The sequence below is a fragment of the Pseudomonas sp. UBA7500 genome, from assembly GCF_002478435.1.
GTDB lineage: Bacteria > Pseudomonadota > Gammaproteobacteria > Pseudomonadales > Pseudomonadaceae > Aquipseudomonas > Aquipseudomonas palmensis.
Genome location: NZ_DLNW01000052.1, coordinates 23,298 through 49,639, shown reverse-complemented (window position 1 = coordinate 49,639; position 26,342 = coordinate 23,298). Strand labels below are relative to the sequence as shown.

The window sequence follows — 26,342 nt, the reverse complement described above, 5'->3', positions numbered from 1 at the left end:
GGATTTCGCAGGGCGCGAGCAGGGGCGGGGGTGTACGCAACGGTGTGTCGATCGAAAGGCAGGGCGTGCGTGGCGCACTGCGTACAGACAACAACACGGCGCATCCCTGCGCCACTTCACATCAGAAACTGTACTTGGCCGTGAGCATCATGTTGCGCGGTGTGCCGTAGGTGTCGCTGCCATAGCTGGTCGAGTTGGAGATGGACGAGTAGTACTTGCGGTCGAACACGTTGTTGGCGTTGAGCTGCAGGTCCAGGTTGCGGGTCAGCCGGTAGCCGGCCATCAGGTCGGTGACGGCGTAGCCACCCTGTTCCAGGCGATAGCTGCCACCGTTGGCCAGCGCCACGTCGTTGTACAGGCGGCTCTGCCACGACACGTTGCCGCCCACGCGCAGTTTCTCCAGCGGGCCCTGGAAGCGGTAGGTGGTGGTCAGCTTGAACAGGTGCTCGGGCGTGTCGGTGTCAAAGCGCTGGTTGACGTTCTGCGGGTTGGCGGCGTCCTTTAGGGTGTGCACGCGGGCATAGGTGTAGCCACCGCCCACCTGCCAGTTCTCGGTCAGCGCACCCTGCAGCTCGAAGTCGATGCCCTGGCTGCGGATCTCGCCCGAGGCCTCGTAGCATTCGGTCTGCGGGCAGTTCGGCACGAACACCTGCACCGCGCGGTTTTCCTGGTCGATGCGAAACAGCGCCAGGCTGGCGTTGAGCGCACCCTCGAAGTACTCGCCCTTGATGCCCACCTCGTAGTTCTTGCCCACGATCGGCTTGACCGGGGTGCCGGAGGTGCCCTTGCTGCTCTGCGGGGTGAAGATGTCGCTGTAGCTGACGTAGACCGAGTGATGCTCGTCCAGGTCGTAGATCAGCCCGGCATAGCGGGTGACGTTGCGGGTGACCTTGTAGTCGCCGTCGCCATCGCGGTTGTCGTAGTCATACCAGTCCAGGCGCCCGCCCAGGATCAGCTTGAGCGGGTCGGCCAGGCTCAGGCGGGTGGTCAGGTACACGCCATCCTGGGTGGTCACTTCGCGGCTGTTGCCGGTGTGGGTGAAGTTCGGCTTGCCGGCATTGATCGGCCAGTTGGGGTCGTAGGGGGCATAGTTGTGGGTGGTCATGTCGTAGATGCGCTTGCTGGCACCCACCACCAGTTCATGGGTGCGCCCCAGCGCCTCGAAGGGCCCGCTGACAAAGGCATCCACGCCGGCCTGGTTTTCATCGTGGGCCGACTGGTACACGGTGCGTGCCAGCGTGTTGTTGACCCAGCGCGACTGGTACGAGCCGGAGAACAGCGCGTTCTGCTCGGAATAGTTGGCGTTGACCTGCAGCTTCCAGTCGTTGGCCAGGCGCTGGCGTACCTCGGCAAAGACGGTGTTGATCTCCTGGTCCTTGTTCTCCCAGGGGGTACCCGGGTTGTACGAGCGCGGCAGGTTCAGGTGATGGCCGTCCAGGCCGATCATCGAGGCGCCCCAGAAGTAGTTGGTCTTGTCCTTCTGGTTGGAGAAGCCGAGGGTCAGGGTGGTGTCGTCGCTCAGGTCCGCCTCGGTGATGGCGTAGAACAGGCCGTGGGTCTCGTCCACGCCATCGACGAAGCTGTTGCTGTCGCGGTAGGACGTCACCACCCGACCGCGCAGCGTGCCGCTGTCATTCAGGGGGCTGGAGGCATCGACCTCGCCGCGGTAGTCGTCCCAGCTGCCGGCCGCACCGGTGAGGGTGACCTTCTGTTCGGCCAGCGGGCGCTTGCGCACCAGGTTGATGGCAGCCGAAGGGTTGCCCGCACCGGTCACCAGCCCGGTGGCGCCGCGCACCACCTCCACCCGGTCGAACATCGCCAGGTTCGGCTGGGCGCCCACGGTCCAGCCCTGGTAGCCACTGGGGATGCCGTCGTACATAAGGTTGTCGATATCGAAACCGCGCGCCGAATACGTCTGCCGACCAGGGCCGCTGGAGAAGTCGAGGAACAGCCCCGGGGTGGCCTTTACCACGTCGTTGATGCTGGTCATGGCCTGGTCGTCCATGCGCTGGCGGGTAATCACGGTAACGGCCTGGGGCGTTTCGCGCAGGGTCAGCGGCAGCTTGGTCGCCGTCGACATGGCGCCGGTGGTGTATGACTGGGTGCCTTCGGTGGTGCTGCCCAGTTGAGTGTTGACGATTTCGGTGGCGCCCAGCTCCAGGGTCGCAGCCTTGGCAGGCTGCGGTGTCGCAGAGCTGTCATCGGCCAGGGCGGGGGTCAGGGTGGCCATGCAGATGGCCATGGCCAACAGATTGCGGGGCAGGCCGGAGCAATGCGGCGGGGTAGGGCGCGACATGAAGGGTTCCAGTGGTAGTGATAAATATAATACATATGAGAATCGTTACCAAATGATGTGTCAAGGTGTGTCGCAATAAATAGCGGCGTTCTGGCCGATGCCGCGTCCTCTGCTAGGTTTCTAACCACCACCTTTTGTCACCCCACCCCCAGGCATACAGGCAAGGAAGCACCCGATGAACAAGACACCCCTGTTTTTCAGTGGATTGCTCGCTACCGCGGTACTGTTCGGTAGCGCAGCGGCCCAGGCACATACCCAGCCGGTAGTGCAGGTTTCCGGGCCCGAAGCGGATGTGAAGGTCACGGAAACCTACGTGCGGATGATGGCCAGGGAGGCGTACTTCTGGGGTTGGCCCATGGCCAACATCTTCAACCGCCGGCAGAAGTTCAAGGACCTGCCCGAGGCGGGGTTGATGGGCGGCATCGTGCCTGTGGCGCCGATCAACCACCTGTCGATGCTCACCGACTACATCTCGCCCGGGGAACGGCTCGTGGCCTGCCCCAACCAGGATGTGGTGTATGGCGCAGGCAGCATCGCCCTGGACATCGAACCCGTGGTGATCCAGGTACCGGACTTCGGCGACCGTTTCTGGGTGTACCAGATGGTGGACCTGCGCTCCGACAGCTTTGCCGAGCTGGGCAAGATGTACGGCACCAAGCCCGGCTTCTACCTGCTGGTGGGCCCGGACTGGAACGGCAAGGTGCCGCAGGGCATCACCCAGGTGTTCCGCGCCAGCACCAACACCGGGTTCGTGATTCCACGGGTGTTCCAGGACGATACCGACGAGGATCGCAAGGCCATCCAGCACTATCTGTCGGGCATCGACATGTACCCCTTGTCCAAGTACGACGGCAAGCCCAAGCAGCGTGACTGGAGCCAGTCGCCGAAATTCCCGGCCGAGGCGGCGGGTGACGAGGAAACCCGCTGGGTGTTCCCGGAAACCTTCTTCGACGAGCTGCCGGCGATTCTCAAGGATGCCAGGCCGCTGCCCGGCGAAGAGGCGCGCTATGCGCAACTGACGGTGCTGGCGCAGATAGCCCAGCGCGATCCCGAGCTGAAGAAAGCCATGATCGACGAGGCGCAGAAGGCTGACAGCGAGGTGGTCAAGCCGTTGCTGCAATTTCGCAACTACGGCCAGCAGTTGCCCCACCACTGGAGCACCATCAGCAACGGCGCGGCGTTCGGCACCGATTATTTCCTGCGCACCGCGGTGGCCCGTTCGAACATCTTCGTCAACAAGCAGATCGAGACCAAGTACTTCTACCAGGACCTGGATGCCTCCGGCACCCGGCTCAACGGTGGCCAGCGCTACAGCGTGACCTTCCCCAAGGGCGCGCTGCCGCCGGTCAAGGGGTTCTGGTCGTTGACGCTGTACAACCAGCAGCACTTCTTCGCCGAAAACCCCTTGGGGCGCTACTCCCTGGGTACCAAGAACACGTCGCTCAAGACCAACCCCGATGGCTCGCTGACGCTCTACGTACAAAGCGATTCGCCCGGCGCGGACAAGGAGAGCAACTGGCTGCCCGCGCCCAAGGGGGCCGACTTCTCGCTCTACGTGCGGGCCTACTGGCCACAGGCGGCGGCGATGAACGGCCAGTGGACGCCGCCGGCAGTGGTCAAGGTCAACTGAACGGATTACCCCATCGCGCCACGAGGACACCTCATGAACCGCTTGAGCAGCACCGTGACGGCCCTGGCCGTAGCCATTTCCCTGAGCAGCGTGGCCAATGCCGCCACCCGGTACGAAGAACTGGCCAACCAGCCCTTCGAAAAGGGCTTCCCGACCGAAGCAACCGCACGCAGCCTCATCGACGAGCTGGTGTTCCAGCGCGCCGTGCAGTCGTACCTGTGGGCGTTGCCGGCGATCAACATCTGGTCGATGAAGGAGGCCTCCGAGAAGCACTTCGGCGCCGGCTACAACATCCTGCCCACCTGGAAGAAACGCATCAACGCCAAGACACTGGTGACCACGCCCAACTCCGACCTGGTCTACGCCATGAGCTACCTGGACCTGGCCAAGTACGGCCCGCTGGTGGTCGAAGCCCCGCCTGGGGTGCAGGGCATGTTCGACGACTTCTTCCAGCGCCCCATCGTCGGCCCGACCATCGACGGCAAGACCTGGCGCGGCGACGTGGGCCTGGCCGGCCCTGACAAGGGCAAGGGTGGCACCTACGTGCTGTTGCCGCCGGGCTACAATGGCCCGGAGCCGACCGAGGGTTACGTCTATCGCTCGCGCACCAACAACGTGTTCCTGTTCTGGCGCACCTTCTTCAAGGACCCCAACGACCTCAGCGTGCCGGTGGCCGAGGTCGAGCGCACCAGGATCTATCCGCTGGGCAAGAAGGACTCGGCACTGGCGATGCAGTTTCCCGATGCCACCGGCGCACCGATCAACATGCTGTTCCCCGAGGACGGTCGCTACTTCGACATGCTGTCGCGCTTCATCGACGCCGAAGCGGTGGACCCGGCCGACATGGACATGCGCGGGTTCCTGCACACCCTGGGCATCGAGAAGGGCAAGCCCTTCGCCCCGGATGCCGAACGGCGCAAGTTGCTCGATGAAGCGGCGCGCACCGCGTTCAAGATGAGCAAGGTGGTCACCAGCCACCTGCTGCCCAAAGAGCCTGGCGGCCTGTACTACAAGGATCGCCAGTTCGTGAACACCTTTGCCGGGGAGAACACCGAGTTCCAGGCCAGTGGCACCTTCACCAACCTGGAGCAGCGCGTGGCGTTCTTCACCTCGGCCTATTCGGACAGCCCGGGCATGGTGATGAACCTGGTCGGCGCCGGTGCCAAATACCCGGCCACCACCCGCGATGCCGAGGGCAAGTTCCTCGACGGTGCCCACACCTACAAGCTCAACCTGCCGGCGAACGTGCCGGCGGCCTTGTTCTGGTCGGTTACCGCCTACGACAACCTCACGGCATCGGGCCTGGACAACGGCCAGCCGTTCCCGTCGCTCAACCAGATGGACAAGCCGACGCCCAACAGCGACGGCTCCACCGACATCTACTTCGGCCCCACCTCGCCGGGCGAGGGCAAGAACTGGATCAAGACCCTGCCGGACAAGGGCTTTCTGGTGATCGTGCGGTTGTATGGGCCCAAACAGGCGTTCTTCGACCAGAGCTGGAAGCCGAGCGACCTGGTCAAGCAGTGAGGGTAGTCCAGGCGGCCTGGAACAACTAGTACCCAGGGCTCTTCTTCTGAAGAGCCCTAGGTCGATTTCAAATACCGATACAACGTCTGGCGACTGATATCGAAATCACGCGCCAGCCGGGATTTACTTTCTCCCGCGCGGGCGCGCTCAATTAAACTTACAACCTGATTGTCGGACAGTTTCTTCTTTCGACCTCGGTAGGAACCCCGATTTCTTGCAGTTGCAATACCGGCGGCCTGTTTTTCGCGCAGTGCCGCGCGCTCGAACTCTGCAAGCAACTCCATGGCCGCGACGATGGGGCCCGCAACTTCACGGCCGTCATCTCGGAATGTCAGGTTTTCATCCACAAACTTGAGCGTGACCTGTTTTTCGATCAAGCGGCGAATGAAGTTGCACAACTGCTCGGTATTGGCCGAAAGCGAGGCCATGCTGTCCACGATCACGGTATCCCCGCATTGCAGGTAACGCAGCAGCTTTTCAAAGCCTGCGCGGTGGGTGGCCGTGTCTGCAGGGGCATCGTAAAACACCGCGTCGAAGGCATCGGGGCTGGCTGGGCTGGGTACGCTGGCATCGGGTTTCGGTGAGGCGAGCCGGCAATATCTGATGCGATGCAATCTCATGGTGCCTCCTTGGCAATACTTGTACAGCGTCGTTTTATATTTGTACAACCTGTAACTAAATTAAATATCCTTACACGTAACTGTCACGCTGAACCCACCCAAAATACACAGTTGCAAAGACTTTTACTTGCCTTATCATTTTGAAGCTTGAAATGATTTTAACAAGCTTCACGCAAACAGTCGATTTGCGTTTATATAATGCGCGCATGCATTCACCTACCCGTTGTATAGCCCGAACAATTGACGCGGCCGGTTTAACCTGGCGGGGGATTGTCCGACACAAACAGAGGATGAGGTATGAAAGTCTTGGAGGCAGCAATGGAACTTGAACGCCCCACTACCGATCAGCAAAAGATTGATCATGTTACCCGGCGTATTACCGAACATGGTAATTACCTGCGCCAGCGCTATCCGATCCTGCAACATCAGAATGCGCTGGGCGCAGGTGTCATGGCGGTGTCGCTGATCGGCATGGTGGTGAGTGGGGGGCTCTACCTGCAGGGGGCCATTCCTGCCTGGGGCTGCATTCTGATCAACGCGCTGCTGACCTCGTTCATTCATGAAATAGAACACGATCTGATTCATCGTCTTTATTTCAGAAAACAGCCGCTGGCGCACAATGCCATGATGTTTTTATGCTGGTTGGCTCGGCCGGGAATGCCCAGCCCCTGGTTAAGGCGAAGTTTGCACTTTCATCACCATAAAGAGTCAGGCACCGAGACGGATGTGGAAGCCTGGATCACCACCAGTGGCAGCCCCTGGGGTGTACTGCGGTTGTTGAAACTGGTGGACGGGTTCATCTTCGGTTTTCTCAATGCGGTATTTGCCCCAGGCTGGCGGGAGAAAGTCCGCTTGCTGGTCAAGATCGTCCGGCTCAATACACCCTTCGGGCTGTTGTACTGGGGTTGCTGGTATGTGTTTCTCGGCTACCACCTGTATGCCTGGCTTGGCGCGGTCAGCGGGCACGAGGTGCACAGTTCCGCGACCACCCTGGCGGTAATGGATGTGGTCAACAGTGTGGTCGTGATTCTGGTCGCGCCCAACCTGATCCGGCAGTTCTGCCTGTTTTTCATCAGTTCGAACATGCACTATTACGGTGATGTGGCACCGCGCAATGCGCTGCAGCAAACTCAGGTCATGAACGCCTGGTGGCTATGGCCGTTCCAATTGTTCTGCTTCAACTTCGGCAGCACCCACAGTATTCACCACTTCGTTGTCAGGGACCCGTTCTACCTGCGCCAGATGACCGCGCCTTATGCGCATCAAGTCATGGCCGAGGCCGGTGTTCGGTTCAATGACTTCGGCACCTATAAACGCGCGAATCGTTATTCCCTGGCACACACGCACACGCGCTCGCGTGGATGAACGTTCCATCAACCTGTGTGTTTGAGGGGGCGCCCCAGGGGGCGCAGTCGATAGTCAGGTTCACGAGCCAACAGTAATGCGTTCGGGTCTGTCAGGCGCCGAGACAATCATTGTCGCCTGGCAGGTCTGCTACGCAGCAACGTCGCTCGGTTACAGGGCAACATTTCAACGACGAGGAAGACGAGGCATGAAAGCGCAAGGGATATGTGCCCAGCCCTTCGAGGCGGTCCGGCAGGCCTTCGAAGCGATGTTCGATGATCCGCAGGAGCGGGGTGCCGGGCTCTGTGTGCAGGTGGACGGGGAGCGGGTCGTCGACCTGTGGGCCGGTGTGGCGGACCAGGAGGGCGGCAGGCCCTGGACGCACGACACGCTGGCCAACACCTTCTGTGTTGTAAAACCCTATGTGGCAGTGGCCATCCTGATGCTGGTCGAGGCGGGCCGGCTGGAACTGGATGCGCCGGTGGCCCGCTACTGGCCCGAGTTCGCCCGCAACGGCAAGGCCAGGGTCAGTGTGCGTCAGGTGATGAACCACACCGCCGGCCTGCCGGCGCTGCGGGGCCCCGACCATAACCCGATGATGTATGACTGGGAGCACATGGTGCGGGTGCTGGAAGACGAGCCGCTGTGGTGGGAACCGGGCACCGACCTGGGCTACGGCACCACCACCTTTGGCTGGATTCTGGGCGAGCTGATTCGTCGGGTGGACGGGCGCGACCCCTGCGCCTTCATCCATGAACAGATGCTGGACCCTCACGGCCTGGACGTGCACCTTGGGGTGGACGAGACGCAGTTTCACCGTATCGCTCGCTTCGACAGTGCCACCGGGCGCGTTGGCGACCCCTACTCGCAAGCGCTGCGCACGGTGGTGAAGACCGAGCCCTCGCATATCGCCACATTCGCCTTCACCAACCCCGGCATGGTGCCCCGGCGCACCAGTGACCCGCGCTGGTGGGCCTATCGGCAACCGGGGGTGTGTGGCCATGCCACCGCTCACGGCCTGGCCGGTTTCTACAGTGCGCTGCTGGCGGGCCACTTCATCGGCCCTGAACTGCTCGACGAATTCACCCGAGAGCACAGTCATGGCATGGATCGGGTATGGATGCGGCCAATGCGCTACGGGCTGGGCTGCATGCTGGAGCAGCAAATCGACCCGGCGGCTACCCACGCCATGGGCCCGGACACCTTCGGCCATATCGGGCTTGGCGGCCCGATCAGCTTTGCCGACCCCGAGCGGCGCGTGAGTTTCGGTTTCGTCACCACGACCTCGGGCGGCCACAGCATGATCGATCCGCGCCCCGGCCGGCTGTCAGCCCTTGTCTATGCGGCGCTTTGAGCGCGGCGCCAGCGTGCAGCGGCAGTTGCGCGCGGGTGGCGTCGCTCACCTCGAGCCAGCCGGGATGTCCCGCGCCTGATCCACATCCCTGAGGACGCCCGCATCCTCCACCGGCACCTGGACGCAGGCGTCGTGCGCGCCGCGCACGATGTCCTTGCCGCCCTGATCGCCCTGCAGGCATGCCAGGGCCGGCCAGAACTGTCGACCGAAGATCACCGGATGCCCACGCACCCCGTGATGCAGCGGCAGCACGATCTGCCGGGCGTTGCACAGGGCCTTCAACTGCTTGAGCGTCTGCCCCTGCACCCAGGGCATATCGCCCAGCAACACCGCCACGGCCGGGGCCGGTGACTGTTCCAGCGCACGCACCCCGGCTGCCAGGCTGCTGCCCATGCCCTGGTCGGCCTGCTCGGCCCACAGAACCCGTACCCGCCCGTCAATTGCCAGGTTCGCGGGATCGTCCCCGGGCCTGAGCACCACCCGGACGTCGTCGAACGCCTCCAGTGCCCGTGCCAGCGTGGCTGCCAGCAGCGTTTGCCCCGACGCCAGCCGTGCCAGGCGTTTGTCGCTGCCAAAGCGCCTGGCACGGCCTGCAGCCAGCACCAGGGCGATGCAGTCACCCTGGGTGCGCACAACACGATGCCTGAGTCAGTGGCGGGTGCTCCACCCGGGGCTGGGTCGGCCCCGCGCCGACAGCGCCGGGCAGGGGCACGCCGTTCTTCACCGCCAGCACCTCGGCCATCACGCTCACCGCAATCTCCCCTGGGGTCTTGCTGGCGATGTAGAGCCCGATGGGCCCATGCAGGCGCCGCAGCGATTCCGGCGTCTGGCCAAAATGCCCGATCAAGCGCTGGCGGCGGCTCTCGCTGTTGCGCCGCGAGCCAATCGCCCCGATGTACATCGCCGGCCCGCGCAGCGCTTCGATCAGCGCCAGGTCATCCAGCCTGGGGTCATGGCTCAGGGCAATCACGCAGGTGCGAGCATCCACCGCAAACGCGCGCACCACGTCGTCCGGCATGCCCATCAGCTTCTCTACCCCGGCGACCGTCCACACGTCCATGTGCTCGGGCCGCGGATCACACACCGACACCTTGAACCCGTTGAACAGCGCCATCACCGCCACGTACTCGGCCAGCACACCGGCGCCGATCAGCAGCATCCGGTAAGCCGGCCCCAGCGGGTTGCTCATGCGCTGCCCATCGAAGCTGAACGGTGCATGGGGCTGGTCGGCCTGCACCGTCACCTCACCCGAGGCCAGGTCAAGCTCGCGGCGCATCAGTACTCCCTCATCAAGCAGCGCCAGCAATCGGCCCAGCGCCTGCGCGCAGGGTGCGAACTCCAGCACCAGTTCCAGGGTGCCGCCACATGGCAGGCCGAACCGGTGCGCCTCGTCTGCACTCACGCCGTAGCGCACCACCTGTGGCGCGCCGCCGGGCATCCCCGGCCCGCCATGGAGGCTGCTGTACCGGTCAATCAGGTCGTCCTCGATGCACCCGCCCGACACACTGCCCACCGCGCGCCCGTCCTGCCTGAGCACCATCATCGAGCCCACCGGTCGCGGCGACGAGCCCCAGGTGCGCACCACGGTGGCCAGCAGGCAGCGCTCGCCGCCGGCAAGCCACTCCCGGGCAGTTCGCAGCACCAGCAGGTCAATGCTTTCCATGGGGTGTCCTCGACAGGCGTTGCAATGGCATGGGGGCTTCCTGGTGGTGATGCTCAACGCATCTGCAAGATGATCGGGTTGCTGCTGGCCGGCCCGGTGTGCTCGCGCAGCTTGCCCACCGCCTTGGCCTCTACCGCGCCACCGTGATTGCCCCAGGTGCTGCGCACAAAACTCAGCACCTCGGCAATTTCCCGGTCCGACAGCTGTTCGCGAAATGCCGGCATGCGGTAGGCGTCCGGCACGCCCGCGGCGACGATGCGCTGCGAGCCGTTCAGGGTGATGTTGATGGCCGATGCGTCCTCCCTGGCCAGCGCCGAGGTGGCGCCGGCCAGGGGTGGCATCCACTCGGCCTGGCCGCGCCCGTCCAGGCCATGGCAGGTCGCGCAGCGGCTCACGTAGGTATGCGCGCCGGGTGCCGAGGATGCGGCCGACAGCTCGCTCGCCTGGTACTGCCATGCCGGCCCGTCGCGGCTGGGGTCGCCGGGCAGCGACTTGAGGTAGTGCGCGATCGCGCCCAGGTCTTCGTCGCTCATGAACTGCGTGGAGTTGTTGAACGCCTCGGTCATCGAGCCGTACACCACCGCGTGCCGGTTGCGCCCGTGCTTGAGGAAGCTGACGATATCCGCCTCGTTCCAGCGCCCGAGCCCGGTGTTGGGGTCGTTGCGCAGGCTCGGCGCATACCAGCCATCCAGCAGCCCGCCGGCCAGGTACGTCTTGCTGGCCTCGCTCAGGCCCTTCTCGTTGAAGGCCAGGCCGCGCGGCGTATGGCAACTGCCGCAGTGGCCCGGCCCCTGCACGATGTAGGCGCCGCGGTTCCACTGCGCGTCCTGGTCCGGCTTGGCCGGGTAGGGCGCGGGGTCGGTGAACAGGCCGTTCCACAGCGCAATCGGCCAGCGCAGGTTCAGTGGCCAGGGGATTTCGCTGGGCTTGTTGGCCTGCGCCGCCGGGCTCACCCCGTGCATGAAGAAGGCATACAGCGCGCGGATATCGTCGTCACTGAGCTTGGCGTACGAGGGGTAGGGCATGGCCGGGTACAGCCGGCGACCGTCCGGGGTCACCCCATGGCGCACGGCGCGGTCGAAGTCGGCCAGGCTGTAGGCGCCGATGCCGGTGGCGCGGTCGGCGGTGATGTTGGTGGCGTAGATCGCGCCCAGCGGGGTGGCCATCTTCAGCCCGCCGGTAAACGGCGCCGCCTCTGGCAGGCTGTGGCAGGCCACGCAGTCGCCTAGCCGCGCCACGTACTCGCCGCGTTGCACCAGGGCCGGGTCTGGCGGTGCGGCACTGGCCTGGGCAGCGAAGGGCGACGCCGGCGTGCGGGTCACGTACCAGGCCAGCACGGCTGCGATGACGAGGCAAAGCAGCGCGAAACAGCCCAGCGTTGTTGCGAGTCGACTCTTGGTCATGTGCGCGGTGTCCCTGATCGAGGCCTAGCTGAAGGTGTAGCGCGACAGCGGCATGCTGCGGATGCGCTGGCCGGTCAGGTGCGCCACCGCATTGGCCACCGCCGGGGCCACCGCCGGCAATGGCGGCTCGCCGATACCGCCCATCTTCGCGCCGCTCTCGACGATGCGTACATGCACCCGCGCCATGCGCTGCGCCGACAGGATCGGGTACAGGTCATAGTTGCGCGCGCGCGGCTGGCCGTTCACGTACACCGCTTCCTCCACCAGTGCCTGCGACAGCCCCAGCGACACCGCGCCATTGACCTGCGCCTCGATGATCGCCGGGTTGACGATGCTGCCGGGGTCGATGGCCTCCCAGATATCGTGCACCTTCACCTGGCCCTGCTCGATGGACACCTCGGCGATCACCGCCGCCTCCGAGCCGAACGGCGAGGCCATGGCCACACCCCGAGCGCGCCGCGAGCCGTCCTCGGCAGTGAACGGGCCACGCTTCCAGCCACCGGACAGATCGCCCACCGCCTGCAGCAGGTTGGTCAGGCGCTGGTTATCGCGCAGCAGGTGCAGGCGCAGTTCGAACGGGTCCTGCTTGCCCTTGTCGGCCAGTTCATCGAGGAACGCCTCATAGAAGAAGTCATTCAGCGAGTTGCCCACCGAACGCCAGTAACCGAGCATCGCCGGGCCTTTCACATAGACCTGGGCGATACGTTTGCTGGGGATGGCGTAGGCCTTGCCCGACAGCCCTTCGAGCGCCGTGGGGTCGATTTTCTCGCCCTGCTTGCCGGCGATGGCTTCGGTGGGGCCTTCGGTGGCGCTGACTGCCTCGATGGCCACCGGCAGGCCCTGGGCGTCGAGTGCTGCGCGGAACTTGACCACGGCCATGGGGCGCAGCGCGTCACGCAGAAACTCCTCTTCGCGGCTCCAGATCAGCTTGACCGGGCGCCCGACCGCCTTGGCCAGCAGGATCGCCTGCGGGTAGGGGTTGGCGCTGTCGTACAGGAAGTGGCGGCCGAAAAAGCCGCCCAGCAGCGGCGAGTGCAGGGTGATCTGTGACGGGTCCAGGCCGGTGCGCTTGGCCATGTCGGCGCGGAACATGTCGGGCGCCTGGTTGGGCAGCCACACCTCCAGCGTGCCGTCGGGGTTGAAGCGCGCCAGGGCCGAAGGCGGCTCCAGCTGTGCATGGTTGAGGAACTGGTTGTGGTAGGTGGCCTCCACCTGGGTGGCGGCGTCGGCAAAGGCTTTGCCGAAGTCGCCTTCATTCTCTTCGTCGCGGGCCGGGCCGGTGGCCGCGGCCAACTGGTCGCGAAAGGCGTCACTGGAAAAGTCCGCAGGCATCTGGCGCACCTTCGCGTCGGCCGATGCCTCCAGCCACTGCACCTGCACGGCCTCCACCGCGCGCTTGGCGTGCCACCAGCGCTCGGCCACCACGGCCACCGCACCGGGCAGCCGATGCACCGAATGCACGCCCTTCATGGCTTTCACCTGCGCCTCGTTGCGCAGCTCGCCCACGCGCATGCCCAGGCGCGGTGCATGCTGCACCGCGGCATGCAGCATGCCGTCGACCTTCACGTCGATGCTGTACACGGCCTTGCCGGTGGACTTGTCATAGGCGTCCACCCGTTGCACCGGCTTGCCGATCCAGCGGAACTGGCTGGGGTCGCGCAGCGTCACGCTGGCAGGGTCTGGCACGGGCAGGTCCATGGCCTGGGCTGCCAGTTCGCCATAGCCCAGCGTGCGCCCCGACGCGGCGTGTATCACCCGGCCGGGCTCGGTGCTCAGGTCGCCCACCGGCACGCCCAGGCGCTCGGCAGCGGCCTGCAGCAGCATGGCGCGGGCCAGGGCGCCGAGGCGGCGCATGGTCGGGTAGCTGGTGCGTACCGACATGCTGCCGCCAGTGATACGCATGCCGTTGTCCATCACCACGTACTGCTCGCCGGGCGGTGCGCTGTCGATCAAAAAGGTGGCGGGGTCGGCATCGAGCTCTTCGCCCACGATCTGCGCCATGGCCGTGAAGATGCCCTGGCCGCCCTCCATGAACGGGCTGAGCAGGCGGATGCGGCCGTCCGGGCGGATCTCCAGAAAGGCCGGCACCTGGGTGCCGGGCGCCGCTGCGTCGCCCGTGGCGGCCTGCACACGGCTCAGGCCCAGGGGCAGGCCGAAGCCCAGCACCAGTGCGCCCACTGCCGTGCCGGCGCTTGCCAGCAGAAAGCTGCGGCGCGAGATATTGACCGGCTCGCCCACAGGGAAGGGCTGGGCCACGCCGGTAACGCGCAGGCTGTCGTTCATCAGGCGTTCTCCTGCGCGGCGGCCACGTCGTGCACGGCGGCATGGATGGCGTTGTAGGTGCCGCAACGGCACAGGTTGACCATTGCGGCAGCAATCTGGGCATCGCTCGGGTGCGGGGTGTGCTTGAGCAGGGCGGTGGCCGCCATCACCTGGCCCGACTGGCAGTAACCGCACTGGGCCACCTGGTGCTTGACCCAGGCGCTGACCACGCGCTTGCCCACGGCGTCGGCCTCCACGGCTTCGATGGTGGTGATTTCGCGCCCCACCACGCCGGCCACCGGGGTCACGCAGGCACGCACCACGGCGCCGTCCACCAGCACCGAGCAGGCGCCGCACTGGGCCAGGCCGCAGCCGTACTTGGTACCGGTCAGGCCCAGGTCATCGCGGATCACCCACAGCAGGGGCGTGTCCGCGTCAGCATCGACCTCGTAGGTCGTCTGGTTGATTCGCAGTTGCATGGCTCACCCGTCATCAGTCGGTCAGGTCTTGATTTCTTATGGGCGTGGCCGTGCGCAAGGCGCAGGCCACCCATAGACGCTAGCACACGGGGCGGCGGGGGCCGTTGAAGGGGCGGGTCAGGTGACGATCAGCAGGGGCTGGCCAGGTCCAGCTTGGCCACGATGGCGCCGGTGAAGAAGTCCACCACCTCGCCACGATGGCTCAGCACGTGGTCGCCAAACCAGTCAGCGGCCAGTCGCGCCTTGGGCATGATGGTGGTCTCGGTATGGCCGGTGGCGGTTGCGATGATGAGATTGCCGGCGAGCGTGGAGCTGTCGGTGGGCGAGGTCGGCAGGCACAGGTGGCTGCCGGATTCGTTGAACAGGATGCGGCCCGAGCCGACATGGCCATACGCACTGACGTCCTTGGTCCATACCGTTGCGCCCTCGCGGTCGCAGCACAGCAGCCGGTTGTTTTCCCCGGTCACGAACAGGTACTGCCCGTCGCGGGAAAAGCGCAGGCTGCGCACCTTTGCCTCCAGCGGCACGCTGACCCTGCCGACTTCGCCGCTGGCGCAATCGACCGTCAATACGCCATTGCGGGCACGCTCGTCGGGGGCCCAGAGCCTGCCCTGCAACGGGTCGATGCTGCCGAACCTGGCGTCCACGTCACGCTCCACAGGGTCGCTGTGTTCACCGCTGTCCAGGTCGATGATCACCGGGCGTTTCTTGCCATTGGCCACGCTGACCAGCGCGTAGCGGGCGCTGGGGTCGAAGCGTGCCCAGTACGACAGCAGGTTCTGGGTTGCATGCAGCGGCGCGCCGTCGTGCACAAGGTTCAGCCGCGAGCGGCTGGCCCCGCGCACCACCAGCCACTTGACCCCGCTCAGCGCGATGCGGCGTTGGTCGCGCGCGATGTCCCACACGCTGTCGTCGGGCTGGGCGAAAGCCGGCCGGCTCAGGGTGCCGGTGTCGGGATGGTACTGCACGAGGCAGGGTGGGCGAACGGTGTCGTCCTTGTCGAAGAACACCAGGCGGCGCGGTACATCGATGTACATTGGAACTCCCAGGGCCAGCGTGCGAAACGATGCAGGATAAAGCCTGATTGCGCTGGGCAAAAGCACTTGTCGGCCGGCCAGCCTCCGTAACGCGCTGGCGCACGTACGGATTGCTGGCTATGGCATCAAGACACGGGATGGGAGGTCGTGATCAGCGGGCGGGTCAGTTTTATGACAGTTCTGCCAGGCAGCGCTCCAGGATATCCAGCCCGCGCTCCAGCACGTCTGCCTCGGCGGTCAAAGGCGCCAGCAACCTGATGATGTGCCGCGCCTTGCCCGCCGGCATCAGCAGCAGCCCGGCCGCGCGTGCCTTCTCCAGCACCTCGGCCAGTTGTGCGGTGGCCGGCTTGCCTTGTGGCGTGACCAGCTCGATGCCGCGCATGGCGCCCACACCGGTCAGTCGCCCGAGGTACGGCGTCAACCCGCGGGCCTTCCACGCTTCATACCGCCCGACGATGGCGCGCTCCTGCAACTCGCCCCAGGTCGCCAGGTTGGCATCGCTCATCAGTTCCAGGGTCGCCAACCCTGCCGCACAGGCCAGCGGGTTGCCCGAATAGGTGCCGCCCAGGCCACCCTTGGGCAGGCTGGCCATCAGCTCGCGCCGGCCTACCACCGCCCCCAGCGGCACGCCGCCGGCAATGCTCTTGCCCAACAGCAGCAGATCCGGCTCGATGCCCAGCCGCGGGAAGCCGAAGCGCTGGCCGGTGCGGCCAAAGCCCGACTGGATCTCGTCGATGATGATCAGGATGCCGTGTGCATCGCAGAACGTGCGCAGGGCCTGGGCAAAGGTGGGGTCCATTGCCAGGAAGCCGGCTTCGCCCTGCACCGGCTCGAAGATGAAGCAGGCCACTTCATTGACGTCGATCTCGACGCTGAACAGGCGCTCCAGCGCCTGCATCGCCTGCTCGCCGGTCACGCCGTTGTCGGCGCTGGGGTAGGGCAGGTGGAACACCGGGCCGGGCAGCACGCCGACCTTCTGCTTGTAGGGTGCCACCTTGCCATTGAGGTTGAGCGTGGCCAGGGTACGTCCGTGGAAGCCGCCATCGAAGGCCACCACCGCCGTACGCCCGGTGGCGGCGCGGGCCACTTTCAAGGCGTTCTCCGCCGCCTCGGCGCCACTGTTGGTGAGCATGCCTGCCATCGGGTAGCTCAGTGGCACGAACGCCTCCAGGCGTTGCATGAACTGCACATAGGGCCCGTGCGGGACGGCGTTGAACGCCGCATGGGTCAGTTGCGTGGCCTGGTGCTGGATGGCGCTGACGATCGCCGGGTTGCAATGCCCCAGGTTGAGTACGCCGATACCGCCCACGAAGTCGATGTAGTGCTTGCCATCGGTATCCCACACCTGGGCATTGCGCCCGTGTGAAAGTGTAATGGGATGCACAATGGAAAGAGATCGGCTGATTGTTTCGTGCGTCATGGGCAAGTACCTGGGTGACGGAAGTTTTTATATATCTAAGCCAACATCCGGCAAACGCCACAAGCGAAATAAAGTCGAGCAATCATTCCGTCAAATCGTGATCCTGCCCTGTATCCACTCGACGAACGCCTTCACCTTCGGCACCTGCGCCGCATGCTCGGCATGGGCGATGAAGTGCGCGCCCTCGCTGGGCATGGTGTGCGCCCAGGCCACCACCAGCTTGCCCTCGGCCAGTTCTTCGGCCACCAGGTAGCGTGGCACCAGGGCGATGCCGCAGCCGGCCTGGGCCGCGCGGATGCACAGGTAGAAGGTGTCGAAACGCGGCCCGTGGTAGCTGTGCTGGGACTGCAGGTCCTGCTGCAGGAACCACTCGTGCCAGGCCTCCGGGCGCGAGGTGCATTGCAGCAACGGGTGGTGGGCGAGGTCTTCGGCGCTGCGTGGCAGCGCTGCCGCGATCAGCTCGGGGTGACACACCGGCACCACCTCTTCATGGAACAGCTCGATGCAGGTGGCCCCCGGCCAGGTGCCCTGGCCGAAGAAAAACGCGATGTCGGCCTTGTTGTTGAGCAGGTCGAAGGGTTCCAGCTCGCTCTTGATGTCCAGATGGATGTTCGGGTGCTGCCGGCTGAAACCGTGCAGGTTGGGCACCAGCCAGCGTGCGCCGAAGGTGGGCTGGGTGGCCACGGTCAGCACCTGGGTCTCGCCGCCGTAGGTCAGGATGTAGCGGCTGGAGATGTCCAGCTGGGTGAGGATCTTGTTCACCTCGGCCAGGTACAGCGAGCCTGCAGGGGTCAGGTGCAGGCGCCGGCGCACGCGCTGGAACAGGTTGTGGCAGAGCATTTCCTCGAGTTGCGCCACCTGCTTGCTCACCGCGCTCTGGGTCAGGTGCAGCTCCTGCGCGGCGCGGGTGAAGCTCAGGTGGCGGGCCGCCGCCTCGAAGCATTGCAGGGTGGTGGTGGAGGGCATCAAACGCTTGGACATCGAGGGCACCGGGCAGATGAAAAGGACTGAGTTCATTCCATGGAGGAATCATGTGGTGATAAAAGGTCGTTTGTAAGCAGCCTGTTCGCAGATTAATACTGACCTGCGTCAATCATTTCAACTGCTAGTTTCGATGCCCCGAGGGACCGGGAAAAGTGCGTCCGAAACTTATCGAAAAGAGGCCGATCAGTACCCGTTACATTACGTTTGATGCCCAAAAAACAATAACGGCTCCTTACATTTCTGCTGCCGCACACTTTCCATGAAGACCTTGGCCTGACCTGCGCGGTCATCGCGCAACCAGGTGCAGCAGGCATTGGCCAGAGAGGCAACCATGTCGTCCCTACAAGAAAAACCGCAACGCTCGCTCAAGCACGGCCTGACCTCGCGTCAGGTCTCGATGATCTCCATCGCCGGCATCATCGGCGCCGGTTTGTTCATCGGTTCGTCCAACGCCATCGCCAAGGCCGGTCCGGCCATCCTCATCTCCTACATGATTACCGGCCTGCTGGTGCTGCTGGTGATGCGCATGCTCGGCGAAATGGCCATCGCCGACCCCAACAGCGGCTCGTTCTCCACCTACGCCGGGCGGGCCATCGGGCCATGGGCTGGCTTCACCATCGGCTGGCTGTACTGGTGGTTCTGGGTACTGATCATTCCGGTCGAGGCAATCGCCGGTGCCGACATCCTGCACGCCTGGTACCCCGACGTGCCGTCCTGGGCCTTTGCCTTCCTGATCATGATCGTACTGTCGTGCAGCAACCTGATCAGCGTGAAGAACTTCGGCAAGTTCGAGTACTGGTTCGCCCTGGTCAAGGTGGTGGCGATCATCGGCTTTTTGGTGGTGTGCCTGATGGGGGTGAGCGGTGTATGGCCGCTGGCGCAGACCTCGGGCGTCGAGAACCTGTGGTCCAATGGCGGCTTCATGCCCAACGGCTTCGGCGCCGTGCTGGCCGGCGTGCTGGTAACCATCTTCTCGTTCTTCGGTGCCGAGATCGTCACCATTGCCGCCGACGAAACCGCCAACCCGAAAGACAAGATCCGCCGCGCCACCAACCTGGTGGTGTACCGCATCGCGATCTTCTACGTGTTCTCGATCTTCTTCATCGTCGCGCTGGTGCCGTGGAATGACCCGCGCCTGCTGCAGGTGGGTTCGTTCCAGCGCGCGCTGGAAATCCTCAACGTGCCGGGCGCCAAGTTCCTGATCGATGTGGTGGTGCTGGTGGCGGTCACCAGCTGCATGAACTCGGGGCTGTATACCGCTTCGCGCATGCTCTATTCGCTGGGCGCGCGCGGTGAGGCGCACCCGCTGACCAAGCGTATTTCCGGTAGTGGCGTGCCCACCGTGGCGGTGCTGCTGTCGACCCTGGCCGGGTTTGTCGGTTGCTTCGTGAACTTCGCCTTCCCGGGCAAGGTGTTCGGCTTCCTGCTGTCGACCACCGGGGCCATCGCGCTGCTGGTGTACCTGGTGATCGCCGTGTCGCAACTGCGCATGCGTGCCATCGTCGAGCGCGAGGGCACCGAGCTGGCGTTCAAGATGTGGCTGTTCCCGTGGCTGACCTGGCTGGTGATCGTGGTGATTTCGCTGGTGCTGGGCTACATGCTGTTCAGCCCCGACTACCGCTACGAGACCTTGATGACGGCGGCGGTGACGGCGTTGATCCTGGGCATCGCGTTCTACCGCAAGCGGGCGCGTATCGAGCATCAGCCGCAGGCGATGACCGAGCAGGGTTAGCGAGCGCTGCGCACTCGATCGCCGGCAAGGCCGGCTCCTGCAGGATCATCGTGACTCCTGCAGGAGCCGGCGAAGACGTCGCTACAGGCCTCAGCCGAAAATGTCGCGCACGCTGCTGCGATAGAACTCGAACGCCGCCAGCGCCCCATCCACCGCCTGGCGCTCCTGTTCCTCACTCAGCACCAGTGCATCGATCAACCCCACGAACTGGCGCCACTGCAGCGCACGCCCGTCCGGGTGCGGCGCCAGATGCCGGGCGCCACGCTGCGCGTCCAGCCCCAGTTGCTGGGTCTGCCTGAACAGAAACGCCGCCCCCAGGTTCGAGCCCTCGCTGCAGTACAGCCAGCCCAGTGCTTCAGCTGGCGCAGACAGCTGCACAGGGGCCGGTACACCGGGCACCGGCAGGCCAAGGTCGCGCAGGTCGGCCTGCACTGCCTCGAACCGCGACAGCGCCGCCAGCCCGGGCAATGTGCGGTTCAACTGCGCATCGCCATACAAGGCTTGAAGGCTGCCATGAAAGCGGTGCTGCACTTGCAGAAACAATGCATAGCGCTCGCGGCTCTCGAACGGTCGAACGCCCATCACCAGCGTATCGACACTGTCGTGCTCGCGGCGGCTGGCGGCCTTGAGGCGTTGGCAGCGGCCGGGTTCGGGCGCAGGGGAGGCGGGGGCATTCATGGTCGGGGTCTCATGTCGGCAGTGAGCTGGCATTGGTAATGCCAATGCCTAGACTCTCTCGCGCCATCGTCGTTCCGTGCAGCACCCGGCCTGCCAGGCGAGCGTCTTCAATGCGTGGATCTGCAATGGAATCTTCATCCCGGGGCATTCGTCTCTGAACTGCATTCGTGGGCGTTATGGCCGGCGGATGCTTGCATGCGCTCCAGGTACGGTCAAGCGCCGCGCAGGGCGGGTAGATGCGGGGTTGAGCAGGGATGTCGAGCAGGCCCCTGCACCCGCAGCGCGGGCGCAGGGGCTGGCAGGTTCATGCTGGTGCGGCGGCTGTCTTGACTGCCCGAGGCTTGCGCAGCTGTTCCAGGCGTGAGCCGCTGTAGGTGGTCTCGCGGAAGAACTTCCAGCGCCCGAACAGGCAGTACACGTGCGCCACGCGCCCCTGTTCGTGATAACCCATGCGCAGGTGCAGCTTCATGGCCGGTACGTTGTGCGTCTCGACCACGTCCACCACCTTGTTGCAGCCCTGGGCCTGCATGGCCGCCCACAGGTTGACCTGGGCATCCACCGACAGCCTGGTGCCGAAGTACGACGGGGTCATCTCGCCGCCGAACTCGAAGAACTCGCCCTCCTTGACCGGGAAGGTGCAGCCGTAATAGTGACGGTCCAGGTAGTCGCGCTTGCTGCCCCAGATGAACGCCACCGCATTGTCGGCATCGTCCAGGTACATGTGCCCGGTGTGGCCTTCGCGGGCAAGCTCGGCCATGGTTTGCACACGGTCGCCGAAGTGGCGGGCAAAGGCGACGGCGTTGTCCTCGGTGATGGTCACCAGGCGCACCGGCTTGTGCGGTCGCAGGTTGTGCGGCGGTACCGCACTGACCAGATCGCGCTCCATCCACAGCAGTTCCCAGTGATAGAACACATGGCGTTCCCAGAGGGTTCTGGCGACGCGGCGCAGGCCTTTTCTTCTGATCTTGTCGCGCACGTTCTGCAAAGCACCCATGGTGCCTCCTTGCCGGATAGGGCAGATGAAACGGTGGGTTTGGTGAAATCTTTTTCATGGTATAGCCCAGCGTTTTGACGGCGTGTCAAAAAGCCATCGCGGCGGTTGTTTCAAAATATGTGTAAAAAGGGTGAGCCGCTCTACACCGGAGGTTACCGGCATAGAGCAGTTGATCGGAAAGGTCTGACGCTTTTTTGACGATTTAATGGCGCCTGAATCAAGGCGCGGTTCTGCTCAGGCGATGAAGGTGTCAGGGGCCCGTGGCCGGGCCCGCGGCGCCAGGTGAGCGAGGCGCTTGCCGCTGTAGTGGGTGGTGCGCGAGAACCGCCAGCAACCGAACACTCTGTAGGCGTGGGTGATGCGACCCTGTTCCTGATAATCCAGCTGCAGGTGCATCTTCACCGCCTGCACGTTGTCCAGCGCCACCACATTGACGATGCGCGTACACCCCTTGGCCAGCATGGTGGACCACAGGTCGAGCTGGGCCTGGGTCGACAGGCCTGTACCGAAGTAGGCGCGGTCGACTTCCCCGGCAAACTGGAAGTATTCGCCCGGCTGCACCGGGAAGGTGCAGCCGTAGTAATGGCGGTCGTGGTAATCGCGGGTGCTGGCCCACACCATCGCCACCGCGTTGCCGTGGCTGTCCACGTACATGTGGCCGGTGTGGCCCTGTTCGGCGAGGTCGGTCATGGCCTGCACCTGGCCAGGGAAGTAACGGCTGAAGGCCTCGGTATTGTGGGGTGTTATCGCTACCAGGTGCACTGGCGGGCAGGTGCGCCTGCGTTGCGCGGCGACGGGCGCAAGGGGGCTGCGCTGCAACCACACCAGTTGCCAGTGCGAGAAGATGTAGCGGCGCCACAGCGGGCGAAGCGCACGCAGCAAGCCTTTTTGTCTGATGCGCTGGTGGGCGATTTCGATCAATTGCATGAGAACTCCGACAGGTTTTATTCCAGGAGCTCCGATTAGGCGTCCACCGGCAGTTGCATGCCATCGGCCTTCTCTACAGCCCCGGTAAGCTGAAGGTCATGCGCGCTGCATGACCTTGCAACCCGGGGCGTAGGCGCTCAGGCGTCGGTGTCGTGCAGCTGCGGCGCCGGCTCGCTGTCGGCCTTGCGTCTGGCCCGCGGGGCCAGGTGGGCCAGGCGCGAGCCGCTGTAGTGGGTCACGCGGGAGAAGTACCAGCGCCCGAAGAACCTGTACGCGTGGGTGATGCGACCCTGTTCGTGGTAGTCCAGGTGCAGGTGCATCTTGACTGCCTGTGCGTTGTCCAGCGCCACCACCACCACGATGCGCGTGCAGCCTTTGGCGAGCATGGCCTCCCACAGCTCGGTCTGCACCCGCGTGGACAGGCCGGTGCCGAAGTAGGCGCGCTCGACTTCGCCGGCGAACTGGAAGTATTCGCCGGGCTGTACCGGGAAGGTGCAGCCGTAGTAGTGCCGGTCGTGATAGTCACGGGTGCTGGCCCACACCATCGCCACCGCGTCACCGGCTTCGTCCAGGTACATGTGGCCGGTGTGGCCTTCGCGTGCAAGGTCGTTCATGGCCTGCAACTGGCCGGGGAAATGGCGCGCGAACGCGTCGGTGTTGCTCGGGGTGATCTGGACGAGCCGCACGGGAGGGCAGGGGCGGGTGCGTTGTCGAGGCACCCTGGCCAACGGGTCGCGGTCCAGCCACACCAGTTGCCAGTGCTGGAACACGTGGCGTTGCCATAGCGGGCGCAAGGCGCGACGCAGGCCTTTTTGTCTGAGACGTTGGAGCAGTTGCGAAACTAGGCGCATACGGCCTCCTGGCAGATCCGGTACTCAAGGGACCCCGATTAGGCGTGTGTCGGTAAACCCTGACCATCGGACAATGCTGCAGCCCTTGTCAGGCTTTGCACTACTACGGGCTCATGACAAAGACACTGCATGTCCGTGGCAAGTTTCATCGGTGGGGCCGGCGCGGCGCGGCGAGCGTTATTGTCGCCCCCCCGACGCATGACGTACCATCGGGCCTGCGACCCGCACCTACCTATAACAACCTTCTGCAGCGCAACACCCAGGCCGCCGGCCCAGGGGTGGCTTTTGCCTGCGCGCCTTTTGCCGCGCAGGTTTCATTGAACCCAGGGTCGCGTCTGACGCGCCCGCCCCGGAGCCTTGCCCCGTCCGATGAACAACCCCGCAGATACCCGTAATGGCAGCTGGCTCAGCGTTTTCGCGCTGGCCCTGGCTGCATTCATCTTCAACACCACCGAGTTCGTGCCGGTGGCCCTGCTCAGCGACATCGGCCGCAGCTTCGACATGCCCACCGCCCAGGTCGGGCTGATGCTGACCATCTATGCCTGGGTGGTGTCGCTGGCCTCGCTGCCGATGATGCTGATGACCCGCAACATCGAGCGGCGCAAGCTGCTGGCGTTCCTGTTCGTGCTGTTCATTGCCAGCCATGTGCTGTCGAGCATGGCCACCAGCTTCGGCATGCTGCTGTTCAGCCGCATCGGTATCGCACTGGCCCACGCGGTGTTCTGGGCCATCACCGCGTCGCTGGCGGTGCGGGTGGCGCCGCCGGGCAAGCAGGCCAAGGCCCTCGGGGTGCTGGCCACCGGCACCACCCTGGCCATGGTGCTGGGCATTCCGCTGGGGCGAGTGGTGGGCGAGGCGCTGGGCTGGCGCACCACCTTCATGGGCATCGCCGGGGTCTCGGTACTGACGTTGCTGTGGCTGATGCGCTCGCTGCCGCGCCTGCCCAGCCAGAACTCCGGTTCGCTGCGCAGCCTGCCGATGCTGCTCAAGCGGCCGGCGCTGCTCTCGGTGTATGCGTTGGTGGTGCTGGGCATCACCGCGCAGTTCACCGCCTACAGCTACATCGAGCCGTTCAGCCAGCAGGTCGCGGCGATGAGCGGCGAGATGACCACCATCCTGCTGTTGCTGTATGGCGGGGCGGGCATCTTCGGCTCGATTCTGTTCAGTCGCTACAGCGAGCGTTTCCCGCGGGGGTTCGCGATTGGCGCCATCGGCGCCATCGCCCTGAGCCTGTTGCTGCTGGCCCCGCTGGCAGTCAACCCGACCCTGCTCTGCGCGCTGAGCATGGTGTGGGGCATGGCGATCATGTGTTTCAGCCTGGCCCTGCAATCGAAGGTGCTGGTGCTGGCTTCCGATGCCACCGACGTGGCCATGGCCATGTTCTCGGGGCTGTACAACGTGGGCATCGGTGGCGGGGCGTTGCTGGGCAGCCTGGTCAGCACCCACATGGGCCTTGGCGACATCGGCCTGGTGGGCGGCGCGGTCGCGGTCAGCGGCCTGGTGCTGTGTTGCGTGACCACCTACCGCTATGCCGGGGTGCTGGGCGCCGACAAACCGGCGTAAGCACCTCACCAGGGGCGCAGGCCCCGCTCGCTGAAGTAGCGCTCCACGGCGGCGGTGGAGGCCGAGGGTTCGGCCAGCGCCACGTAGCTGTCGGGGCGCAGCAGGTACAGCGCGTTGCGTGCCAGGCCGGCGGCCGTGCAGGCGGCCGACCAGGGGTAAACCTGCAGTGGCAGCTGGCGTGCGGCGCACCAGGCGCTCAGTTCCTTGCTGGCCAGGCCGTACACGTGCACCTGCCAGCCCAGGTGCGACAGCGCGCTGAAATTGTCGTGTTCCTGCGTCACCACCCAGGGCAGGCGGTCGCCGCCCTGCACATGGCCGGCGCTGCCGAAGCTCAGCGGCATCAGGCGGTAGTTCAGGCCCAGTTGCGAGACCGTGCGAAACAGCAGGCTGCGCGCCTTGGCGAATGCCGCCATGCGCGGTATCAGCACCGGTGCCAGGCGCGTACGCAACAGGTTGGCGATGCTGCCATCGGCGGTAGCGAAGGTGAACACCTGGTCGGTGGTGGCCACCAGGCGACGGGCGAAGGCCATGCGCTCGACCGGGTAGCTGTCGAGCAGGTCGTCGTGGGCCTTGCCCTTGAGTACGCTGCACAGCTTCCAGGCCAGGTTGATTGCATCGCCGATGCCGGTGTTCATGCCCTGGCCGCCGGCCGGGCTGTGCACGTGCGCGGCGTCGCCGAGCAGGAAGGCGCGCTGCTGGCGGAAATGCCCGGCCACGCGATGGTGTACGCGGTAGGTGGAAAACCAGTTGACCTTGAGCACCTGCAAGTGCAGGTGCTCGATGGCACGTTGGCTGACATCCTCGAAACGCAGTTGCTCGGGGTGTTCGGCGCGTGCGTCGCGCACCGTGCCGATCAACCGCGCGCGGCCTGCGCCGGCCAGCGGGAACACCGCCAGAAAGTCCGCCTCGTCCAGGTCCACGTGCAGCTCGCCGTTCATGGGCGGGCCGCTGGCATCCACGTCGGCCACATAGAACAGCTGCTGGTAGGTGCCGCCGGGGAAGTCGACATGCAGGCCGTTGCGCACGCTCGAATGGGCGCCGTCGCAGCCGGCCAGGTAATGCGCCTCGCAGTCTTGCTCGCTGCCGTCGGGCAGGCGCAGGCGTGCGCTGACGGTGGTGTCGTGCTGGGTGAAACCGAGCAGTTCGGTGCTGCGTTCGACCTCCACGCCAAGGCCGCGCAGGCGCTCGATCAGCAGGTTCTCGTGCTGGTCCTGCGGGTAGATTTCGAGAAAGGGGTAGGGCGTGAGGTTGGCGCCGATGCTGTCCAAAGGCAGGCGTGCGGCGGGCTCGCCCTTGACCCAGAGGTTGGCGGCGGGCACCTGGTGGCCGGCGCCAACGACCGCGTCGGCCAGGTCCAGCTGGCGGTACAGCTCCAGGGTGCGGGCTTGCACGGCGAGCGCGCGGGAGGTGGTGCCGGCGGCGCTGGTCCTGTCGAGGATGCGTACCGAGATGCCCAGCTTGCTCAGCCACAGGGCCAGGACCAGGCCGGTGGGCCCGGCGCCGATGATCAGGACGTCAGAGTGGGGCATGGCGCGGTCCTCCGGGAAGGTGCGGTGGCACTGACAAGTGTAGATGCAG

Annotated in this window: 21 protein-coding genes; 6 read left to right on the top strand and 15 right to left on the bottom strand. The window is 65.0% G+C overall.

The genetic code is table 11. The features are described 5' to 3' along the window. Positions 1–121: 121 nt before the first annotated feature. On the bottom strand, positions 122–2,296 hold the full coding sequence (locus B4I46_RS22805; RefSeq protein ID WP_236176876.1) for a TonB-dependent siderophore receptor: 2,175 nt from the start codon (positions 2,294–2,296) through the stop codon (positions 122–124). 175 nt (positions 2,297–2,471) lie between these two features. On the opposite strand from B4I46_RS22805, the gene B4I46_RS22800 reads away from it, so the two are divergent. Beyond that, positions 2,472–3,926, top strand: a complete 1,455-nt coding sequence (locus B4I46_RS22800) for a DUF1254 domain-containing protein (protein WP_286902008.1) — start codon at positions 2,472–2,474, stop codon at positions 3,924–3,926. A gap of 33 nt (positions 3,927–3,959) precedes the next feature. Next, the gene (locus B4I46_RS22795; protein WP_043862979.1) at positions 3,960–5,453 is read left to right on the top strand and encodes a DUF1254 domain-containing protein; all 1,494 of its coding nucleotides are present in this window, start codon (positions 3,960–3,962) and stop codon (positions 5,451–5,453) included. 56 nt (positions 5,454–5,509) lie between these two features. Here B4I46_RS22795 and B4I46_RS22790 read toward each other — a convergent pair whose 3' ends face one another. Beyond that, complete coding sequence (locus B4I46_RS22790) at positions 5,510–6,073, bottom strand: recombinase family protein (RefSeq protein ID WP_043862978.1); 564 nt, start codon at positions 6,071–6,073, stop codon at positions 5,510–5,512. 297 nt (positions 6,074–6,370) lie between these two features. Between B4I46_RS22790 and B4I46_RS22785 the strand changes: the two genes are divergently transcribed. Next, complete coding sequence (locus B4I46_RS22785; protein WP_104573066.1) at positions 6,371–7,438, top strand: fatty acid desaturase; 1,068 nt, start codon at positions 6,371–6,373, stop codon at positions 7,436–7,438. Positions 7,439–7,625: 187 nt separating this feature from the next. Then, positions 7,626–8,771, top strand: a complete 1,146-nt coding sequence (locus B4I46_RS22780) for a serine hydrolase domain-containing protein (protein WP_104573067.1) — start codon at positions 7,626–7,628, stop codon at positions 8,769–8,771. 45 nt (positions 8,772–8,816) lie between these two features. Here B4I46_RS22780 and B4I46_RS22775 read toward each other — a convergent pair whose 3' ends face one another. The 8 genes from B4I46_RS22775 to gcvA form a co-directional block, all read right to left on the bottom strand. Continuing rightward, positions 8,817–9,404 carry a nucleotidyltransferase family protein gene (locus B4I46_RS22775; RefSeq protein WP_286902007.1) on the bottom strand — a complete coding sequence of 196 codons (588 nt, stop codon included), beginning with the start codon at positions 9,402–9,404 and terminating at the stop codon, positions 8,817–8,819. Next, entirely contained in the window at positions 9,388–10,434 is a 1,047-nt protein-coding gene (locus tag B4I46_RS22770; RefSeq protein ID WP_286902006.1) for an XdhC family protein, read from the bottom strand. The genes B4I46_RS22775 and B4I46_RS22770 overlap by 17 nt, the downstream gene beginning before the upstream one ends. A gap of 53 nt (positions 10,435–10,487) precedes the next feature. Further along, complete coding sequence (locus B4I46_RS22765; RefSeq protein WP_210014619.1) at positions 10,488–11,837, bottom strand: c-type cytochrome; 1,350 nt, start codon at positions 11,835–11,837, stop codon at positions 10,488–10,490. Between the two features lie 24 nt (positions 11,838–11,861). After that, on the bottom strand, positions 11,862–14,120 hold the full coding sequence (locus B4I46_RS22760; protein WP_286902004.1) for a xanthine dehydrogenase family protein molybdopterin-binding subunit: 2,259 nt from the start codon (positions 14,118–14,120) through the stop codon (positions 11,862–11,864). After that, complete coding sequence (locus B4I46_RS22755; RefSeq protein WP_043862972.1) at positions 14,120–14,578, bottom strand: (2Fe-2S)-binding protein; 459 nt, start codon at positions 14,576–14,578, stop codon at positions 14,120–14,122. The genes B4I46_RS22760 and B4I46_RS22755 overlap by 1 nt, the downstream gene beginning before the upstream one ends. Before the next feature lie 128 nt (positions 14,579–14,706). Beyond that, entirely contained in the window at positions 14,707–15,615 is a 909-nt protein-coding gene (locus tag B4I46_RS22750) for a YncE family protein (protein ID WP_229589267.1), read from the bottom strand. A gap of 169 nt (positions 15,616–15,784) precedes the next feature. Further along, positions 15,785–17,035, bottom strand: a complete 1,251-nt coding sequence (locus B4I46_RS22745) for a 2-aminoadipate transaminase (RefSeq protein ID WP_054915403.1) — start codon at positions 17,033–17,035, stop codon at positions 15,785–15,787. A gap of 90 nt (positions 17,036–17,125) precedes the next feature. Continuing rightward, a complete protein-coding gene (gene gcvA / locus B4I46_RS22740; protein ID WP_088515400.1) occupies positions 17,126–18,016 on the bottom strand; it encodes a transcriptional regulator GcvA in 891 nt (296 codons plus the stop codon). A 334-nt stretch (positions 18,017–18,350) separates the two neighbouring features. Here gcvA and B4I46_RS22735 point away from each other — a divergent pair, with 334 nt between their 5' ends. Continuing rightward, positions 18,351–19,751, top strand: coding sequence for an amino acid permease (locus B4I46_RS22735; protein WP_054915402.1), 1,401 nt, complete (start codon positions 18,351–18,353; stop codon positions 19,749–19,751). A 90-nt stretch (positions 19,752–19,841) separates the two neighbouring features. On the opposite strand, the gene B4I46_RS22730 is transcribed toward B4I46_RS22735, so the two are convergent. The 4 genes from B4I46_RS22730 to B4I46_RS22715 form a co-directional block, all read right to left on the bottom strand. Continuing rightward, complete coding sequence (locus B4I46_RS22730) at positions 19,842–20,429, bottom strand: biliverdin-producing heme oxygenase (protein ID WP_286902001.1); 588 nt, start codon at positions 20,427–20,429, stop codon at positions 19,842–19,844. A gap of 304 nt (positions 20,430–20,733) precedes the next feature. Continuing rightward, complete coding sequence (locus tag B4I46_RS22725; RefSeq protein WP_043862966.1) at positions 20,734–21,423, bottom strand: hypothetical protein; 690 nt, start codon at positions 21,421–21,423, stop codon at positions 20,734–20,736. A gap of 234 nt (positions 21,424–21,657) precedes the next feature. Then, positions 21,658–22,350 carry an N-acetyltransferase gene (locus B4I46_RS22720; protein WP_116054480.1) on the bottom strand — a complete coding sequence of 231 codons (693 nt, stop codon included), beginning with the start codon at positions 22,348–22,350 and terminating at the stop codon, positions 21,658–21,660. Positions 22,351–22,487: 137 nt separating this feature from the next. Then, positions 22,488–23,201, bottom strand: a complete 714-nt coding sequence (locus tag B4I46_RS22715) for a GNAT family N-acetyltransferase (RefSeq protein ID WP_229589264.1) — start codon at positions 23,199–23,201, stop codon at positions 22,488–22,490. Positions 23,202–23,570: 369 nt separating this feature from the next. Between B4I46_RS22715 and B4I46_RS22710 the strand changes: the two genes are divergently transcribed. Further along, a complete protein-coding gene (locus B4I46_RS22710) occupies positions 23,571–24,764 on the top strand; it encodes a sugar transporter (RefSeq protein ID WP_043862964.1) in 1,194 nt (397 codons plus the stop codon). Positions 24,765–24,769: 5 nt separating this feature from the next. On the opposite strand, the gene B4I46_RS22705 is transcribed toward B4I46_RS22710, so the two are convergent. Next, positions 24,770–26,293, bottom strand: a complete 1,524-nt coding sequence (locus B4I46_RS22705; RefSeq protein WP_286901998.1) for an FAD-dependent oxidoreductase — start codon at positions 26,291–26,293, stop codon at positions 24,770–24,772. Positions 26,294–26,342 lie beyond the last annotated feature (49 nt).

Coding starts and splice junctions, on each gene's coding strand:
- B4I46_RS22765 (WP_210014619.1), bottom strand. CDS start 11,837: ATGACCAAGAGTCGACTCGCAACAACGCTGGGCTGTTTCGCGCTGCTT.
- B4I46_RS22705 (WP_286901998.1), bottom strand. CDS start 26,293: ATGCCCCACTCTGACGTCCTGATCATCGGCGCCGGGCCCACCGGCCTG.
- B4I46_RS22790 (WP_043862978.1), bottom strand. CDS start 6,073: ATGAGATTGCATCGCATCAGATATTGCCGGCTCGCCTCACCGAAACCC.
- B4I46_RS22730 (WP_286902001.1), bottom strand. CDS start 20,429: ATGAATGCCCCCGCCTCCCCTGCGCCCGAACCCGGCCGCTGCCAACGC.
- B4I46_RS22745 (WP_054915403.1), bottom strand. CDS start 17,035: ATGACGCACGAAACAATCAGCCGATCTCTTTCCATTGTGCATCCCATT.
- B4I46_RS22805 (WP_236176876.1), bottom strand. CDS start 2,296: ATGTCGCGCCCTACCCCGCCGCATTGCTCCGGCCTGCCCCGCAATCTG.
- B4I46_RS22760 (WP_286902004.1), bottom strand. CDS start 14,120: ATGAACGACAGCCTGCGCGTTACCGGCGTGGCCCAGCCCTTCCCTGTG.
- gcvA (WP_088515400.1), bottom strand. CDS start 18,016: ATGTCCAAGCGTTTGATGCCCTCCACCACCACCCTGCAATGCTTCGAG.
- B4I46_RS22755 (WP_043862972.1), bottom strand. CDS start 14,578: ATGCAACTGCGAATCAACCAGACGACCTACGAGGTCGATGCTGACGCG.
- B4I46_RS22785 (WP_104573066.1), top strand. CDS start 6,371: ATGAAAGTCTTGGAGGCAGCAATGGAACTTGAACGCCCCACTACCGAT.
- B4I46_RS22800 (WP_286902008.1), top strand. CDS start 2,472: ATGAACAAGACACCCCTGTTTTTCAGTGGATTGCTCGCTACCGCGGTA.
- B4I46_RS22770 (WP_286902006.1), bottom strand. CDS start 10,434: ATGGAAAGCATTGACCTGCTGGTGCTGCGAACTGCCCGGGAGTGGCTT.
- B4I46_RS22725 (WP_043862966.1), bottom strand. CDS start 21,423: ATGGGTGCTTTGCAGAACGTGCGCGACAAGATCAGAAGAAAAGGCCTG.
- B4I46_RS22780 (WP_104573067.1), top strand. CDS start 7,626: ATGAAAGCGCAAGGGATATGTGCCCAGCCCTTCGAGGCGGTCCGGCAG.
- B4I46_RS22795 (WP_043862979.1), top strand. CDS start 3,960: ATGAACCGCTTGAGCAGCACCGTGACGGCCCTGGCCGTAGCCATTTCC.
- B4I46_RS22715 (WP_229589264.1), bottom strand. CDS start 23,201: ATGCGCCTAGTTTCGCAACTGCTCCAACGTCTCAGACAAAAAGGCCTG.
- B4I46_RS22750 (WP_229589267.1), bottom strand. CDS start 15,615: ATGTACATCGATGTACCGCGCCGCCTGGTGTTCTTCGACAAGGACGAC.
- B4I46_RS22735 (WP_054915402.1), top strand. CDS start 18,351: ATGTCGTCCCTACAAGAAAAACCGCAACGCTCGCTCAAGCACGGCCTG.
- B4I46_RS22720 (WP_116054480.1), bottom strand. CDS start 22,350: ATGCAATTGATCGAAATCGCCCACCAGCGCATCAGACAAAAAGGCTTG.
- B4I46_RS22710 (WP_043862964.1), top strand. CDS start 23,571: ATGAACAACCCCGCAGATACCCGTAATGGCAGCTGGCTCAGCGTTTTC.